This is a genomic window from Zoogloea sp. (genome assembly GCF_028689785.1).
In the GTDB taxonomy this organism is placed as follows: domain Bacteria; phylum Pseudomonadota; class Gammaproteobacteria; order Burkholderiales; family Rhodocyclaceae; genus Zoogloea.
Genome location: NZ_JAQVCN010000034.1, coordinates 18,388 through 35,038, shown reverse-complemented (window position 1 = coordinate 35,038; position 16,651 = coordinate 18,388). Strand labels below are relative to the sequence as shown.

At 59.7% G+C, this 16,651-nt stretch carries 16 protein-coding genes; 9 read left to right on the top strand and 7 right to left on the bottom strand.

Annotated elements, in window-relative coordinates:
• Positions 1-77: 77 nt before the first annotated feature.
• Both dapB and PHI64_RS14810 read right to left on the bottom strand, forming a co-directional pair.
• Positions 78-884, bottom strand: coding sequence for a 4-hydroxy-tetrahydrodipicolinate reductase (dapB, locus tag PHI64_RS14815; protein WP_299884141.1), 807 nt, complete (start codon positions 882-884; stop codon positions 78-80).
• Between the two features lie 57 nt (positions 885-941).
• Positions 942-1,286, bottom strand: coding sequence for an outer membrane protein assembly factor BamE (locus PHI64_RS14810; RefSeq protein ID WP_299884139.1), 345 nt, complete (start codon positions 1,284-1,286; stop codon positions 942-944).
• Positions 1,287-1,408: 122 nt separating this feature from the next.
• Between PHI64_RS14810 and fur the strand changes: the two genes are divergently transcribed.
• Positions 1,409-1,846: a ferric iron uptake transcriptional regulator gene (fur, locus tag PHI64_RS14805; RefSeq protein ID WP_299884137.1), complete on the top strand. Its 438-nt coding sequence runs from the start codon at positions 1,409-1,411 to the stop codon at positions 1,844-1,846.
• Between the two features lie 72 nt (positions 1,847-1,918).
• Here fur and recN read toward each other — a convergent pair whose 3' ends face one another.
• Together recN and PHI64_RS14795 are read right to left on the bottom strand one after the other, a co-directional pair.
• On the bottom strand, positions 1,919-3,580 hold the full coding sequence (gene recN / locus PHI64_RS14800) for a DNA repair protein RecN (RefSeq protein ID WP_299884135.1): 1,662 nt from the start codon (positions 3,578-3,580) through the stop codon (positions 1,919-1,921).
• A gap of 33 nt (positions 3,581-3,613) precedes the next feature.
• Positions 3,614-4,498 carry an NAD kinase gene (locus PHI64_RS14795; RefSeq protein ID WP_299884164.1) on the bottom strand — a complete coding sequence of 295 codons (885 nt, stop codon included), beginning with the start codon at positions 4,496-4,498 and terminating at the stop codon, positions 3,614-3,616.
• A 132-nt stretch (positions 4,499-4,630) separates the two neighbouring features.
• Here PHI64_RS14795 and hrcA point away from each other — a divergent pair, with 132 nt between their 5' ends.
• The 3 genes from hrcA to PHI64_RS14780 are packed head-to-tail and all read left to right on the top strand — an operon-like array spanning position 4,631 to position 7,156.
• A complete protein-coding gene (gene hrcA / locus PHI64_RS14790) occupies positions 4,631-5,662 on the top strand; it encodes a heat-inducible transcriptional repressor HrcA (protein ID WP_299884162.1) in 1,032 nt (343 codons plus the stop codon).
• Positions 5,663-5,674: 12 nt separating this feature from the next.
• On the top strand, positions 5,675-6,772 hold the full coding sequence (hemH, locus tag PHI64_RS14785) for a ferrochelatase (protein WP_299884133.1): 1,098 nt from the start codon (positions 5,675-5,677) through the stop codon (positions 6,770-6,772).
• 39 nt (positions 6,773-6,811) lie between these two features.
• Positions 6,812-7,156 (top strand): phage holin family protein, encoded by a 345-nt coding sequence (locus PHI64_RS14780; RefSeq protein WP_299884131.1) that lies wholly within the window; start codon positions 6,812-6,814, stop codon positions 7,154-7,156.
• A 10-nt stretch (positions 7,157-7,166) separates the two neighbouring features.
• Here the strand turns inward: PHI64_RS14780 and PHI64_RS14775 are convergent, their stop codons facing one another.
• The gene (locus PHI64_RS14775) at positions 7,167-7,685 is read right to left on the bottom strand and encodes an AP2 domain-containing protein (RefSeq protein ID WP_299884129.1); all 519 of its coding nucleotides are present in this window, start codon (positions 7,683-7,685) and stop codon (positions 7,167-7,169) included.
• Between the two features lie 176 nt (positions 7,686-7,861).
• Here PHI64_RS14775 and trxC point away from each other — a divergent pair, with 176 nt between their 5' ends.
• The gene (gene trxC, locus PHI64_RS14770; RefSeq protein ID WP_299884127.1) at positions 7,862-8,299 is read left to right on the top strand and encodes a thioredoxin TrxC; all 438 of its coding nucleotides are present in this window, start codon (positions 7,862-7,864) and stop codon (positions 8,297-8,299) included.
• A gap of 24 nt (positions 8,300-8,323) precedes the next feature.
• Here the strand turns inward: trxC and PHI64_RS14765 are convergent, their stop codons facing one another.
• Positions 8,324-9,685, bottom strand: a complete 1,362-nt coding sequence (locus PHI64_RS14765; RefSeq protein ID WP_299884125.1) for a serine/threonine-protein kinase — start codon at positions 9,683-9,685, stop codon at positions 8,324-8,326.
• Between the two features lie 162 nt (positions 9,686-9,847).
• Between PHI64_RS14765 and grpE the strand changes: the two genes are divergently transcribed.
• The 4 genes from grpE (at position 9,848) to PHI64_RS14745 (ending at position 15,011) form a co-directional block, all read left to right on the top strand.
• A complete protein-coding gene (grpE, locus tag PHI64_RS14760) occupies positions 9,848-10,438 on the top strand; it encodes a nucleotide exchange factor GrpE (protein WP_299884123.1) in 591 nt (196 codons plus the stop codon).
• A 92-nt stretch (positions 10,439-10,530) separates the two neighbouring features.
• Complete coding sequence (dnaK, locus tag PHI64_RS14755; RefSeq protein WP_299884121.1) at positions 10,531-12,462, top strand: molecular chaperone DnaK; 1,932 nt, start codon at positions 10,531-10,533, stop codon at positions 12,460-12,462.
• A 115-nt stretch (positions 12,463-12,577) separates the two neighbouring features.
• Positions 12,578-13,711 carry a molecular chaperone DnaJ gene (gene dnaJ, locus PHI64_RS14750; protein ID WP_299884119.1) on the top strand — a complete coding sequence of 378 codons (1,134 nt, stop codon included), beginning with the start codon at positions 12,578-12,580 and terminating at the stop codon, positions 13,709-13,711.
• A gap of 145 nt (positions 13,712-13,856) precedes the next feature.
• Positions 13,857-15,011, top strand: coding sequence for an ABC transporter substrate-binding protein (locus PHI64_RS14745; RefSeq protein WP_299884118.1), 1,155 nt, complete (start codon positions 13,857-13,859; stop codon positions 15,009-15,011).
• Between the two features lie 93 nt (positions 15,012-15,104).
• Here PHI64_RS14745 and cysS read toward each other — a convergent pair whose 3' ends face one another.
• On the bottom strand, positions 15,105-16,487 hold the full coding sequence (gene cysS / locus PHI64_RS14740) for a cysteine--tRNA ligase (protein ID WP_299884116.1): 1,383 nt from the start codon (positions 16,485-16,487) through the stop codon (positions 15,105-15,107).
• Positions 16,488-16,651 lie beyond the last annotated feature (164 nt).

Sequence of the window (16,651 nt, the reverse complement as noted above, 5' to 3'; positions counted from 1 at the left end):
AGCCGACACGCCTACCCGGGAATACCTCCTATAACGGCACCCCCCTCCCCATCTTGAGCAGCCCATGCGGGCCTCAGCTACTTCAGACCAAGCACATCCTGCATATCGAACAGACCCGCGTTATGAGCGGCGAGGAAACGCGCTGCGCGCAAACTCCCGGTGGCGTACGGCATGCGACTGGCGGACTTGTGAGTAATTTCTATCCGCTCACCGATCCCGGCAAAAAGAACCGTGTGATCGCCGACGATATCGCCCCCACGCACCGTTGCAAAGCCGATAGTGCGCGCATCCCGCTCGCCCGTCACCCCTTCGCGGCCATAGATGGCACATTCATCCAGATCGCGCCCCAGCGCCTTGGCAACCACCTCCCCCATACGCAGGGCAGTACCCGACGGCGCATCCACCTTCAGACGATGGTGCGCCTCGATGACCTCCACATCGTAGTCCTCATTGAGGATACGCGCCGCCATGTCGAGCAGTTTGAACACGGCATTCACCCCCACCGCCATATTGGGAGCAAAGACCACCGGTATGTCACGCGCCGCGTCGGCAATGGCAGCTTTGCCTTCGGCCGAGAACCCGGTAGTGCCGATCACCATGCCGCACCCGGCAGCTTTCGCCAGAGCCAAGTGCTGCAACGTCGCTTCCGGACGGGTGAAATCGATCAGGCAATCAGCGCGGGCCAAACCCTCGGCCACATCGCTGGTGATAGGCACACCGCACTGCACGCCACCGAACTCTCCTGCGTCCCGGCCGATGAAAGGGCTCTCCGGCCGCTCGAACGCGGCCACCAGCACGGCATCCTCAGCCTTGAGCGTGGTCTCGATCAACATACGTCCCATGCGCCCGGACGCGCCGGCGATCGCAATACGAATCTGGTTCATTTTCTTCCCGGAGTAATACAGTAATGGGGCCCAAAAATCAGGCAGCCCGACGGTGAATCACTGAGCCCCGACCTCCTCGGAACGTACGTCGCCGTCAAGCCGGAGGAGCTTGCCATCCTCGAAAATCACAGTCAGGCGCCGCTCCTGAACTTGCCCCTTGCCCGGCTGAAAACGATAGACATAGTCCCAGCGATCGCTGTGGAAGACATCCATCAGCAACGGTGCACCAAGAACAAAACGCACCTGATCACGACTCATGCCGGGCTTGAGCTGAGCCACCATCTCTTGGGACACAAAGTTTCCCTGGCGGACATCAATCCGATATGGCCGCAAGAAATCAGAAGTGGACGAGCAACCCGAAAGGGCCGCGATCAGAAGTGCAGAAGCAAGCAGTGTGCGCATGGCGTCTCGGAAGGCGGGGGAGAGCGTCGGCGTGGAAGCCGCATTCTCAACGAAGGTCGGAAACTATATCATACGGGGCCGGCTAGGTTTCTGGCCGGCCTCTTCAGTTCTTCGGGGTCTCCATGTCCAACAATTCTCAGAACCTCAAAAACATCGGTCTCAAGGCGACCTTCCCGCGCCTCAAGATCCTTGACCTGTTCCAGAAGGCAGAAAACCGTCACCTCACTGCTGAAGACGTCTATCGCCTACTGATCAGCGAAGATATGGACATCGGCCTGGCCACCGTCTATCGGGTTCTCACGCAGTTTGAGCAGGCCGGCCTGCTTGAGCGTCATTACTTTGAGTCCGGCAAGGCGGTGTTCGAGCTCAACGAAGGTCATCACCATGACCATCTGGTGTGCCTGCAATGCGGCAAGGTCGAGGAGTTCTTTGACCCGGAGATCGAAGAGCGTCAGAACCGCATCGCCGCCGAGAGAGGTTTCGCCGTCAAAGAGCATGCCCTCTATCTGTACGCTGACTGTCAGAAAGCGGCCTGCCCCAACAAGCCCGGCAACAACTGAGCGCAAGGCAGTGGCAGGTCCGGCCACCACGCTCCGGGGACGTGCCCCCTGCCGCTGCCAGCCGATCGCTCCTTAGGCTTGCAGGGAGAGCATCTCCGCAGCATGCCTGCGGGTCGTATCCGTAATATTGACCCCACCCAGCATGCGTGCAATTTCCTCTATCCGGCCGGACGCATCAAGCAAGCGCATTCGAGACAGGGTTTCACCGTTCCGGGTTTCTTTGGAGATATTCCACTGCCAGTCCGCCTGGGCCGCCACCTGAGGGAGATGGGTAACACACAAGACCTGACGATCAACACCCAGCTGATGCAATAGACGGCCGACGATCTCAGCCACCCGCCCCCCGATCCCCACATCCACCTCATCAAAAATAAGGGTTGGCGTTGCGGCGTTACGGCTGGTGATGACCTGAATGGCCAGACCAATACGCGAAAGCTCACCACCCGAGGCCACCTTGGCCATCGAGCGCAAGGGCTGGCTGGCATTCGCCGCCACCAGGAACTCGACGTTCTCGAGACCACAGACTGCCCCCTCCTCCACCTGATGGAGGGCAATTTCAAAGCGAGCCCCGGACATGGCAAGTGACTGCATCGCCTCTGTAACCGCCGACGACAACTCGGCAGCCACCTTGCGGCGCGCCTCCGACAAGGCCTGAGCCGGTACCATGTAGGCTTGGCGAGCCAGCGCTTCGTCCCGGGCCAGCGCCACGGGATCGGACTGACGCCTCAGGCGCTCCAGGCGGCTCACGCTCTCCGCCAGAACCTCCGGCAAGTCTTCCGGTGCCACCCGGTATTTTCGAGCCATTCCAGTGATGGCTTGAATGCGCTGATCAATCTCGCTCAGTCGCAGAGGATCCAGATCAAGCCGATCCCGGTAGCGACGCATCGCATGGATGGCTTCGTCGAGCTGGATGCTGGCACTCCCCAGCAGTTCCTGCACATCGGCCAACTGAGCGTCATGCGCCGCCATCTCGGCAACCCGGCCCAGCAACCGGTCGAGTTGGGGAGCGACTGCGTACTCGCCCTCCACAAGCCCTTCCAGCACTTCGGCACCACCCTCGATCAGACTTGCCGCATGGGCCAGACGGGCTTGCTCCTGATTCAGAGCGCGCCAATCATCGAGATCGAACGCCAACTCGTTCAGCTCACTCACTTGCCAGCCCAGCAACTCACGCTCACGCTCGGAGGACGATGCATCCTCCTCCGCCAGCTCACGAGCACGGCGCAAGGCCGACCAGCTCCGATACAGCTCGGATACCTCCCGGGCTTGCGCCTGCAGGCCGCCGTGGGCATCCACCAGTGCAAGCTGGGCATCCCCACGCAGAAGGGCATGATGGGCATGCTGCCCGTGAATGTCAGCCAGCAACTCCCCTGCCACGCGCAGCTGGCTCAAGACCACCGGCGTGCCATTGAGCCAGGCCTTTGACCGGCCACTGCTCTCGACCACCCTGCGCAGCAACACCGCGTCGTCGTCGCCCCCCAAGGCCTCACCCACCAGCCAACGGTGCAGAGGGCCACCAGCCGGCACATCAAACTCGGCAACGATTTCCGCCTTCATGCAACCTGTTCGCACAACCCCTGCCTCAGCCTTGCCTCCGAGGGCAAGCCCTAGCGCATCAAGAAGAATCGACTTGCCAGCGCCAGTTTCGCCGGTCAGCGCCCCGAAACCAGCGCCAAAATCCAGCTCAAGCTGGTCGACGATGACAAAGTCACGAATGGTGAGATGGCGCAGCATGGGGGGGGAGAAAGAAGAACGAAAAACGAAAAATCAGCTGTGGCGAGGAGTTGAACTCCAGTGCAGCTTCTCACGCAACATCGCGAAGTAGCTGTATCCAACAGGATGAAGCAGACGAACCCTATGGGGCGAGCGGGTGATCCGCACTGAATCACCGGCCCGAGTGTCATATCGGGTTTGCCCATCAAAATGGACCCGCGAGTCATGGGGCGGCAGCAGGACTATCTCGATTTGGCAACGATCGGGCAAGGTAATGGGCCGGGCAGTCAGCGTATGCGGACACATGGGCACAAGCGCGATTCCGTCGACACTCGGGTGAAGGATGGGGCCATTTGCCGACAGGGCGTAGGCCGTGGAACCGGTGGGAGTGGAGATGATCATGCCGTCGGAGCGCTGGGTATAGACAAACTCGCCATCGATGCGCAGATCAAACTCGATCATGCGCCCAAGATCACCCTTGTTAACTACAACATCGTTCAGGGCAACGGTGTGAAACACCCGCTGGCCGTTGCGCAAGATCTCGGCATCCAGCAACACCCGGCTTTCCTCAGTGAAGCGGCCCTCCAGAATTTCACCAACTTTCTCGAGTGCTACCTCGCGGGAAATATCGGTCAGGAATCCAAGCCGCCCCTGATTGACGCCAACCAGGGGCACGTTGTATTCGGCTAACCGGCAGGCACTGTTCAACAGGGAACCATCACCTCCCAGAACGACAGCCAAACAAGCACGGGCACCGATTTCCTCATAGCTGGCCACAGCAAAACCCGCCGTCAACCCGGTTGAACTTGCGGTACCCTGTTCGATCAGAACACTGAGCCCGAGGCCCCTCAAATAACTGGCCAGGCGAAGGACTGCTTCCGCCACTTCCGGGCTCTGATATTTGCCTATCAGCGCTATTGTCTTGAACTCGCAGGTCATGGATTTGATTAAACCACATTCTTCCTCGGCGCCGCAGCCCGCCGCGGTAAAACTCGGGCCACGCCTGCTAACGGTGCTTCTCACGGCCGTCGCCCTTCCTTAGAATCGGGGCGTCCTCAAAAACCCATGACCATGACCAGCCTCGATCAACGCTCGCAAGTCCTGCTCAAGACCCTTGTCGAGCATTACATCACCGACGGACAGCCGGTGGGCTCGCGGGCGCTCTCACGGCACTCCGGACTCAAACTGTCGCCCGCCACCGTGCGCAACGTCATGTCCGACCTCGAAGAGCTGGGCTTCATCGCCAGCCCTCACACGTCGGCTGGCCGGATTCCCACAGCGCGGGGCTACCGCTTTTTCGTCGACAGCCTGCTCACCGTCCAACCCCTCGGGATCGGACAACTGCAAGAAATCAAAGGGCATATCCAGCCGGGAGAACCCCAGCGCGTCATCAACGCAGCCTCCCAGATGCTCTCCGGATTGACGCATTTCGCCGGGGTCGTCATCTCCCCCAAGCAGGATGCGATAAAAATTCGTCAGATCGAGTTTGTCAGCCTTTCGGACACCCGGGTTCTGCTCATTCTAGTCACGACCACCGGAGACGTGCAGAACCGCATCCTGTTCACCAAACGCCCCTATTCGCCTTCCGAGTTGGTAAGCGCTGCCAACTACCTGAACCAGCATTTCGCCGGACTAGCCTTCGAAGAAATACGCACCCGCATTCAGGACGAACTCAAGCAGTTGCGCTCCGACATGACGGAACTCATGAGCGCCGCCGTGGAAGCTGGCAGCGAGGCCCTGGAAGAAACCCGGAGCACCTACGTCATCACAGGGGAGACCAATCTCCTGGATGCAGAAGATCTGTCTTCCAACATGGCGCGCCTGCGGGAACTGTTCAAACTCTTCGAGCAAAAAACGGGGCTGATGCAGCTGATGGACATATCCAACAGGGCCAAAGGTGTGCAGATTTTCATCGGGGGAGAAAGTGGCCTCAGCCCGCTGGATGACTGCAGCGTCGTCACAGCCCCCTATCAGGTTGATGGCCAAGTGGTCGGCTCGGTTGGCGTCATCGGCCCAACCAGAATGGCCTATGAGCGCGTGATCCCCATCGTCGATGTCACCGCCCGACTGCTGACCAGCGCCCTCTCAGGCCAGAACAACTAGAAAGCCTCCTCAATGACCCGATTCTGGCAGGAGCCAGCGTACGTCCACGGCAAGCCGTCGCAGACAGGTATATTGCTGGTCAATCTCGGCACCCCTGCCGCCCCGACTGCAGCAGCACTCCGCCCGTATCTCGCGCAGTTTCTCTCCGACCCCCGTGTCGTCGAGATCCCCCGCCTGATCTGGTGGCCAATTCTCCACGGCATCATCCTGCGCACCCGCCCAGCCAAGTCGGCACAGAAATACGCGAGCGTGTGGACGGATGAAGGCTCCCCCCTCAAGGCCCACACAGAAAAACAGGCCAAGCTGCTGGCCGGTTTCCTGACCAACGCAGGGCAGCGCGACCTGATGATCAGTTGGGCCATGCGTTACGGAGCACCGTCGATCCGCAGCCGCCTGGACGAAATGCGCGCAGCAGGCTGCACCCGGATCCTCGTACTTCCGCTCTACCCCCAGTTCGCGGCAAGCACCACAGCGACAGTCATCGACGAGGTATCCGATTGCCTGCGCCACTGGCGCAACCTCCCAGAAGTCAGATACATCCGCAGCTTCGGCGACGATCCGGGATACATCCAGGCCCTCGCCGCCTCGGTGCGGGCGCATTGGCAACGCAACGGTCAGGCCGAAAAACTGGTCTTGAGCTTCCACGGCATACCGCGGCGTGCTCTTGATCTCGGTGACCCCTATCACTGCGAATGCCACAAGACCGCCCGTCTTCTCGGAGAAGCCTTGCAACTGCCCACCGACCGAATGCTGGTGAGCTTTCAATCGCGCTTCGGCAAAGCCGAGTGGCTACAACCTTATACGCAGCCGAGTCTGGAATCTCTGGCAAAAAAAGGCACTCGATCGGTAGATGTGATGTGCCCCGGCTTCGTGTCCGACTGCCTGGAAACGCTCGAAGAAATCAACATGGAATGCCGCGAGGCTTTCCTTCACGCAGGCGGCGAGCGCTTTGGGTACATTCCCTGCCTGAATGAAGACGACGACTGGATCAGTGCATTGATGACTCTCTCGCTAACCCACCTGGGAAACTGGCTCACCGACCCCCACCCCGACGCAGGTACACTGACACTCCAACGCTCTCGGGCCAGTGCGCTCGGCGCCAACCACTGACATCAGCTCTCACGAGCCTACGCCGGAAACATCACCTCCATGAGACTCATCATCCGCTGGATACTCAATGCTGTGGCATTGATGCTGATTCCCGAAGTGCTGACCAGCATCACCGTTGAGAGTTACACCGCGGCCCTTCTGAGTGCCATGCTCCTGGGGTTTGTGAATGCCATCATCCGGCCACTTCTAATCCTGATCACCCTGCCCATCACCATTCTCACCCTCGGCCTGTTTACCCTGGTGATCAATGCCCTGATGTTCTGGTCGGTGTCAGGGCTGGTGAAAGGTTTCGTTGTGCCAGACTTCTGGACTGCGTTTTGGGGTGCGCTGCTCTACAGCGCACTCACCTGGATGGTCAGCCTTGCCCTGAGCGACAAGGACTGACCGGAGGGTCTCAGCTACCGGCCATCACCTGGGGGCTACGACGGCGAGGGGTTCTGCGCCGGACAGCCCCCGGATCAAAGGCACCGACAAGTTTCCCCAAAGCCGCAGAGCGGGCATCCATGGCCATCCGGAAAGCGCCGTCTTCGCCGTATTTCTTTACCGAAAACTTGACCCGCTTGCGTCGCCCATCCGGCAAGGGCCACGAAGCCACCCAGAACCAGCGCTGCTTTTCCTCAGGCAGATCGCGGGTCTCGGACGCGCAATACCGGCACACACCCACTACACCCGAGCGATTGTTCTTCTTGACGATATTGGAATACTCCTGCATCGACAAAGGAGGGTGCTCAGCGATGATCTGATCCCGATACTCCTTGGCGGCAACAAAGGAGCGCTGCTTTCCGCCGAACACACCGTCGCTGAAGTGCTTGCGATAGATCACGCCACGACGCTGGATGGTTACAAGCCATCCGTGCGTCCGGCTGGTCTCGTTGTCGACACGGCTGATTCCATAAGTGCTGCCTCGGCTCACAAGCCACCTCCTGTCCGATCCGCGAAGATATCGCGGCTTCAGAGGGGATTTCGGCCAGTTTCATGGAAACTTTAGAGCCCGGCTCACACCCCGGTTCATGCATCTGTAGAGATTCAGCTCTTGAAACGGGGCTGCCCCCACCCCACATCAACAACTGGATCTCCAGAGGCACGAAAATGACCGACAGTCTGCTCATCCCCTGCCCTCACTGTGCAGCCATCAACCGCATCCCGGCCACGCGCCTGCACGATCACGGCACCTGCGGACGCTGCAAGAAGGCGCTCTTCGAGGGGCACCCGGTGGAACTGACCACTGCGAACTTTGAGGCGCATGCCATACGCAGCGACCTGCCGTTACTCGTGGACTTCTGGGCCCCTTGGTGCGGGCCGTGCAGAACCATGGGGCCAGCATTCTCCGCGGCAGCCGACACCCTGGAGCCGACGCTTCGACTAGGAAAACTCAACACGGAAGAATTCGGAGAGATCGCGGCGAAATTTGCCATCCGCAGCATTCCGACCCTTGTACTGATTCACCGGGGCCGAGAGCTCGCCAGGCAGTCTGGGGCCATGGGAACTGGCGACATAGTCAGATGGGCGCGCGCCCACTCAGCATGAAGGCGCCTTCCGCCGGAACGAAACTCAGTTGTCAATGAGCTGCAGCTCCATCCCAAAACCGCTCACGGTGATCCTCTCTGCTGGCGGACCGTCCTTCGAGAGCTCCCTGTAAGCCTGCCCCAGGCGGCGTGCCACAATGGTCACGAGCCGAGAGCGAAAGGCTTCCTGACACTCGTCTGTTGCCAGGGACAGGGCTGAGGGATTGACTTCGAGATACACCGTCCCGGTCGTTGCTACCGCGGTAGACGTGTGCCGATGGTCCTGCTGATCCAAATAGGCCAGCTCGCCAAACACCTCTCCATAGGCGAGCTCGCAAACCCGATGCCCATCCACCGACATCTCGACCCGCCCTTCGATGATGATTCCAAAGCGCTGGTCCGAATCCCCCTCTCGGATCAGCAGGGTGTTGGCCTCCACCTTGCGCCACCTCGAGATACGCAGAATTTCCCAGATCTCCACATCCTCAAACTCGGTGAAGAAGGGCATCTTGCGCAGTATTGAATACCGGGTACCGTCCACCGGCGCCGAATTGTCATCCAGGATCTTGTATCTGACCGCTGAAAGATCTTTGGCAAAATCGGCACCGTTCTTGTAACGAGAGTACAGATCCTTCTCGAGGGCGCGGCGGATCACGCCGTCAAGCTGCTCCGGCAGCTCGGAATTGATCTGGGAAACCTGTGGCGGCTCCGCGTTGATGATCTTGTAGATGAGCTGGGCCGGATTTTTTGCCCTAAAGGGAAGACGGCCCGTCAGCATATGAAAAAGAACGACGCCAAGGGAAAACAGGTCAGTCTTCTGGTTAAGCGGATAACCCTTGATCTGCTCGGGGCTCATATAAGCCGGTGAGCCCACGCCCATGATGAAGGTGGAGTCGGATGCGCTTTTCTTGCTGATATTCAGTGCGAGACCAAAATCCGTGATCTTCACGTTATCCTGATCATCCACAAGGATGTTTGCAGGCTTGATATCCCGGTGCACTATCCCTTGCCGATAGGCGTAATCAAGTGCCATGGCGCACTTGAAGATCATTCCTATCACACGATGAAGAGGGAGCAGATTCTGAAATGAACAGTACTGTTCGAGGGTTGTCCCTGGAAAGTACTCCATCACGATATAGGCGTAATCCTTCTCAACCGTGGTGTCGAAGATCTTGATGATATTGGGGTGATCGAGGCGAGTCGACACATCACGCTCGGCGCGGAGGAGCTTCATCAGGCGACGATTCCACTTGGCCTCGTCCTTAGCCTTGTCGTCGAAGCGCACCAGCTTGAGGGCCACGGGTTCGGGGTACTGCGGGTGCTCGGCAAGGTAAACCGTAGCTGTAGCACCTCTACCGACCTCTCGGATCAGCTTGTATTTGCCGATTTTATCAGGTGTATTTTCCATACCCATCCTGCACCGCAGAGGTTTCAACGATGACCGGGCAGCGCCGGGACTCCCGGATTTTACACGCCCGACGGGAACTTTCCCGCTTCAATGCACGCCCCCTCTTGAAATCTTATCCTGCGCCCCCAGCTACTGCGAGTCAAAAAATAGGAGCCATTACCCATGCAAGACCAAGACCCCGCGCTGAGCGCAGAAGACAAGATTGCAGACAAGCTCGCTGAAAACATCGCCGACACGGGCGCTGCGGCTGAAACCACCACCGAGGATACGGCGAGCATCGATACCCAACCCTCCCTCGCCGAGCAGCTTCGCGAAGCCGAACTGAAGGCCCTTGAACACCACGACGCCTGGCTGCGGGCTAAGGCCGAGACGGAAAACGTGCGTCGCCGCGCCCAGGAGGACATCGTCAAGGCAGGCAAATTTGCCGCAGACAAGTTTGCCCAGGCCATGCTGCCAGTCAAGGACAGCCTCGAGGCCGCCCTAGCGACCGACAACGCCACCCTGGATAGCTTCAAGGAAGGCGTCGAGCTCACTCTCAAGCAACTGGTGGCCGCATTCCAGAGCGCCAACGTGACTGAAGTGAACCCGGTTGGTGAGAAGTTCGATCCCAACAAACATCAGGCCATCAGTGCCATCGAAGCTGACGGCGAACCGAACACCGTACTCACCGTACTGCAAAAGGGCTACCTGCTGAACGAGCGCACCATGCGCCCGGCACTGGTCGTGGTTTCAAAAGCCAAATCTGCCGCTTGAAACTCGCGCCTGCATCCCCATATTTGTTAGCAGGCCAAGGGGCAGGACACTTCTGCCCTACTGACAAACAGAATTGAACTGAAGGAAAACTCATGGGCAAGATCATCGGTATCGACCTCGGCACCACCAACAGCTGCGTTTCCGTAATGGAAGGCGGCAAGCCCAAGGTCATCGAAAACTCCGAAGGTGCACGTACCACCCCGTCCGTCGTCGCCTACGCCGACGATGGCGAGATCCTGTGCGGCGCGCCGGCCAAGCGCCAGGCCGTAACCAATGCCAAGAACACCCTGTACGCCATCAAGCGCCTGATCGGCCGCCGCTTCGAAGAGAAGGAAGTGCAGAAGGATATCGACCTTATGCCCTTCACCATCGCCAAAGCCGACAACGGCGACGCCTGGGTTGAAGTGCGCGGCAAGAAGATTGCCCCGCCGCAGGTTTCCGCCGAAGTGCTGCGCAAGATGAAAAAGACCGCTGAAGACTACCTCGGCGAAGAAGTCACCGAAGCGGTCATCACCGTACCGGCCTACTTCAACGACAGCCAGCGCCAGGCCACCAAGGACGCCGGCCGCATCGCCGGTCTGGAGGTCAAGCGCATCATCAACGAACCTACCGCCGCGGCTCTGGCCTTCGGCATGGACAAGAAGCCGGGCGACTCCAAGATCGCCGTGTTCGACCTCGGCGGCGGTACCTTCGACGTGTCCATCATCGAAATCGCCGACATCGACGGCGAGCACCAGTTTGAAGTGCTGGCCACCAACGGCGACACCTTCCTGGGCGGTGAAGACTTCGACCAGCGCATCATCGACTACATCGTCACCGAGTTCAAAAAGGAGCAGGGCGTCGACCTCAAGAACGACGTGCTGGCCCTGCAACGCCTGAAGGAAGCCGCAGAGAAGGCCAAGATCGAGCTGTCCTCCGGCCAGCAGACGGAGATCAACCTGCCCTACATCACGGCAGATGCCACTGGCCCGAAGCACCTGGCACTCAAGATCACCCGCGCCAAGTTCGAGTCCCTGGTGGAAGACCTGGTCGAGCGCACCATCGAGCCCTGCCGTGTCGCCCTCAAGGACGCCGGCGTGAAGGTCTCCGACATCGACGACGTGATCCTGGTCGGCGGCCAGACCCGCATGCCCAAGGTGATCGACAAGGTCAAGGAGTTCTTCGGCAAGGATCCCCGCCGCGACGTGAACCCGGATGAAGCCGTGGCTGTCGGCGCCTCCATCCAGGGTGGCGTGCTGCAGGGCGAAGTCAAGGACGTGCTGCTGCTCGACGTATCCCCCCTGTCCCTCGGTATCGAGACCCTGGGCGGCGTGATGACCAAGCTGATCCAGAAGAACACCACGATCCCCACCAAGGCTTCGCAGGTTTTCTCCACCGCCGACGACAACCAGAACGCGGTCACCATCCACGTGCTGCAGGGCGAGCGCGAGATGGCAGCCGGCAACAAGAGCCTGGGCCAGTTCAACCTGTCCGACATTCCGCCGGCGCCCCGCGGCATGCCGCAGATCGAGGTCACCTTCGACATCGACGCCAACGGCATCCTGCACGTGTCCGCCAAGGACAAGGCCACCGGCAAGGAAAACAAGATCACCATCAAGGCCAACTCCGGCCTATCCGATGACGAGATCCAACGTATGGTGCGTGACGCCGAAGCCCATGCCGAAGAGGATAAGAAGGCTCACGAACTGGTTGATGCACGCAACCAACTCGACACTCTGGTCCACTCGGTGAAGAAGGCCCTGGCCGAGCACGGCGACAAGATTGGCGATGACAAGGCGAAGATCGAGGCAGCGATTGCCGAGGCCGAAGAAGCCATCAAGTCCGGCGACAAGGCCGCCATCGACGCCAAGAGCGAAGCCCTTGGTGCTGTTAGCCAGAAACTCGGCGAGCACATCTACGCCCAAGCCCAAGCCGAAGCCGCTGGTGGTGCTGCAGACAGCCCCAGCGCCTCCGCCGGCGGCAGCAAGGCCAACGACCCGGATGTGGTTGACGCCGAGTTCACCGAGGTGAAAGACAAGAAGTAAGCCTGTCTGGCTGAACGAACTGGTCAGCCGACCCGACAGATCCGGCCGAGCCCCTGCCGGTGCGCCTTGCACCGCTCGGCTCGGCCTTTACGCAAGATAGCCAGAGCACCCAAACATGGCGAAACGGGATTTATACGAGATCCTCGGCGTCAATCGTGACGCCTCCGAGGACGAATTGAAAAAGGCCTACCGCAAGCTGGCCATGAAGTACCACCCGGACCGCAATCCGGACAACAAGGACGCTGAAGACAAGTTCAAGGAGGCCAAGGAGGCCTACGAGATCCTGACCGATGCCAACAAGCGCGCCGCCTACGACCGCTACGGCCACGCCGGAGTGGAACAGTCCATGGGGGGCGGTGGAGGTGGAGGTGGCCAGGGCTTCGATGGCTTTGCCGACGCTTTTGGCGACATCTTCGGCGACATCTTCGGCGGTGGCGGTGGCGGGCGCGGCCGCTCCAACGTCTATCGGGGCGCCGACCTCCGCTACAACCTCGAGATCTCGCTGGAAGAAGCCGCCCGCGGCGCAGAAAAGACCATCCGCATTCCGGCCCTGGAAGAGTGCGACAGCTGCCACGGCAGCGGCGCCAAGCCCGGCACGCAACCCAAAACCTGCCCCACCTGCGGTGGCGCGGGTCAGGTCCGCATCCAGCAGGGCTTCTTCTCCATCCAGCAGACCTGCCCCAAGTGCCATGGCAGCGGGCGCATCATCCCCGAGCCATGCACGGCCTGCGGCGGCGCTGGTCGGGTAAAACGGCAGAAGACACTTGAGGTCAAGATCCCTGCCGGCATCGACGATGGCATGCGTCTGCGTCACGGCGGCCATGGTGAACCCGGCGTCAATGGCGGGCCCGCCGGTGATCTCTACGTGGAGATCCACATCAAGCAGCATCCGGTCTTCCAGCGTGACGGTGACGACCTGCATTGCGAGATGCCAATCAGCTTCACCACGGCAGCCCTGGGCGGCGAGATCGAGATCCCGACCCTCGACGGAGCTGCCAACATCCGTATTCCTGCGGAAACCCAAAGCGCCAAGGTCTTCCGCCTGCGCGGCAAGGGGATACGCAATGTGCGCAGCCACGCGCCGGGTGATCTGATGGTTCACGTGATCGTCGAAACCCCTGTCAAGCTGACTGACCGCCAGAAGGAACTGCTGCGGGAGTTCGACGACATTGCCTCGAGCAACGCAGAGCGCCACAATCCCAAAGCCAAATCCTGGATGGATAAGGTGAAGGATTTCTTCAGCGCCTGAAGCCACGCTAAATTGCTGCATTGCGACACAAATAGTGCTGGCCGCCGCTCCTGGAGCGGCGGCCAGCGTCTTTTACGAAACACTTTCCTTTTTAACCTATACTCGCCTCCGCCAGTCTCCCCATCACTCAAGAACCGCGCCAACCATGCTTATTCACTCCATCAAATCGCTGATCGCCACCGTGAGCACCGGGCTGATGTTTGCCGCCGGCGGAATCGTACAGGCCGCCGACCCGGGTGTCGGCGAGGGTACCGTCACCCTGGGTATGTCTGCCCCCTTCTCCGGCCCCAACGGTGCCTACGGCAAGGAGATGAAGGAAGGCGCGATGGCTTACTTCTCCCAACTCAACGCAGCGGGCGGAATCCATGGCAAGAAGGTGGAGCTTGTCGTATTGGATGATGGATACGAGACCGAGAAGACGGTTGCCAACACCCGCAAGCTCATCAATGAGCAGAAAATCTTTGCTCTGATGGCGTACTACGGCTCCTCCCCCACCACGGAGGCCATGAAAGTTTTCTCTGAAGCGCGAGTTCCGCTCCTCGGCACCATCAGTGGCGCGGGCTCCCTGCGCAGTCCAGTGAATCGTTACATGTTTCACCTGCGCGCCAGCTACGCGGATGAAACGGAAGCCATTGTCAATCACCTGGTTGGCCTCGGCATCACCCAGATCGCCGTGTTCTATCAGAACGACGGGTTCGGCAAATCCGGACTCGACGGTGTTGTCGCCACTCTTGCCCGCCATAAGCTGAAGCCCGTTGCCGTAGGCTCGGTGGAGCGCAACTCCCTTGACGTTGGGGCCGCCGTCACCCAGATCGCAAAGGAAAGCCCCCAGGCAGTCATCATGGCCACGCTCTACAAGCCTACTGTCGAATTTGTCCGCCAGATGCGCAAGGCCGGCCATACCCCCCAGTTCTCCACGCTGTCCCCGATCGGCGCAGACCTGCTCGTCGCGGAGATGGGCGCAAAGGAAGCACATGGGATAGGCATTTCCCAAGTGATGCCCTACCCCTGGAACGACACCACCCCGGTGGTCAAGGAATACCACAAGGCCATTCAGGCCTATGCCAAGCACAGCAATTACAGCTACTACGGCATAGAGGGCTTTCTGAATGCAAAGCTGATGGCCGAAGCCTTGAAAAAGGTGGGTAGAGAGCCCACCCGGGAAAAACTCGTCAACACCCTGGAAGGTAGCAATTTCGATCTTGGCGGCTACCGGGTCGGCTACTCCCCCGCCAGCCACAACGGTTCACGCTTCGTAGACCTGACAGTGCTGGGTCGGGATGGACGCGTACTTCGCTAGCCCAGACGAGGCCCACCGCTGAACGTAAATAAGGCCACACTGGGTGGCCTTATTTACGTTCAGCGGACATGAAGCGCACGCGCTTCGCGAAGATCAGGCGCGGCGCCAGATCGTCCCCTGGGCAGTATCCTCAAGGGCAATCCCCTCAGCGAGCAATTCAGCTCTAATCCGGTCAGCCTCGGCAAAATCACGTGCCTTCTTGGCGGCAATCCGCGCCTCGATCCGGGCTTCAATCGCCGCAGCATCATCACCCGAACTGTCAACGCCGCCCTGCAGAAACGCCGTAGGCACCTGCTCCAGCAAGCCCAACACCTTGCCCAAAGCCTTGAGCAGACCCGCCGCTTCAGCGGACTGGCTCCGATTCACTTCGGCAGCCAGATCAAAAAGAACAGCCAGTGCCTCCGCGGTGTTGAAATCGTCATCCATTGCCAGCTTAAAGCGGGCCGCCATGGGGTCCGACCAATCCACTTCGGACATCGCTGCCGGCGGTACGTTGCGCAAGGCAGTGTAAAGACGGGAAAGCGCATTTCGCGCGTCAACGAGATGAGCATCAGAGTAATTAAGCGGACTTCTGTAGTGCGCGCGCAAAATGAAGAAACGCACAACCTCCGGCGCATACTCCTTGAGCACGTCGCGGATAGTGAAGAAATTGCCCAAACTCTTGGACATCTTCTCATCGTCCACCCGCACAAACCCGTTGTGCATCCAGTAATTGACGAATGAGCATTGGTGAGCACCCTCGCTCTGGGCAATCTCATTTTCATGATGGGGGAACTGCAGATCTGCGCCGCCACCATGAATATCGAACTGCGCTCCGAGCAACTCTGAGCTCATGGCCGAGCATTCGATATGCCAGCCAGGCCTTCCAGTGCCCCACGGTGAAGCCCATTTAACCTCTTCGGGCTCTTCCGCCCGGGCATGTTTCCAGAGCACGAAATCCAGGGGGTCTTGTTTTCCGCCGGCCACTTCAACCCGCTCTCCCGCCCGCAGCTCGTCCAGCGACTTGCCCGACAACTTGCCATAGCCGTCAAACTTGCGCACCGCAAAACAGACATCCTCATTGTCTGCCTTGTAAGCGAGGCCATGACGGACGAGCTCCGAGATCAGCTTCTGCATCGGCTCGACGTATTCAGTAGCACGGGGCTCATGATCGGGGCGCTGAACACCGAGTGCGTCCGCATCCTCGTGCATCGCGGCGATGAAGCGATCCGTCAGGGCACGGATGCTCTCTCCGTTCTCACCAGCGCGCTTGATGATTTTGTCATCGATATCAGTGATATTACGGACATAAGTCACCGTATAGTCGCTCGACCGCAGCCAGCGCACCACCATGTCGAACACAACCATGACCCGTGCGTGCCCGAGATGGCAGTAATCGTAGACCGTCATCCCGCAGACATACAGGCGGACCTTACCGGGCTCGATGGGAGTGAACTGCTCCTTCTTGCGTGAAAGGGAGTTATGAATTTTCAACATGAGAGGGACCGCATTGAAACCGTAGGATGGAGAATTCGACTGCACGGCCACACTGATGTGGCTGCCTTGCAGACATCGCGCGATTCACGGAACCGTGATCGAAGAAACCGGGAAGCGCTCATGGTAGGCAGCGGAGCTTCTTGATAAAATACGCAGCTGGCAAT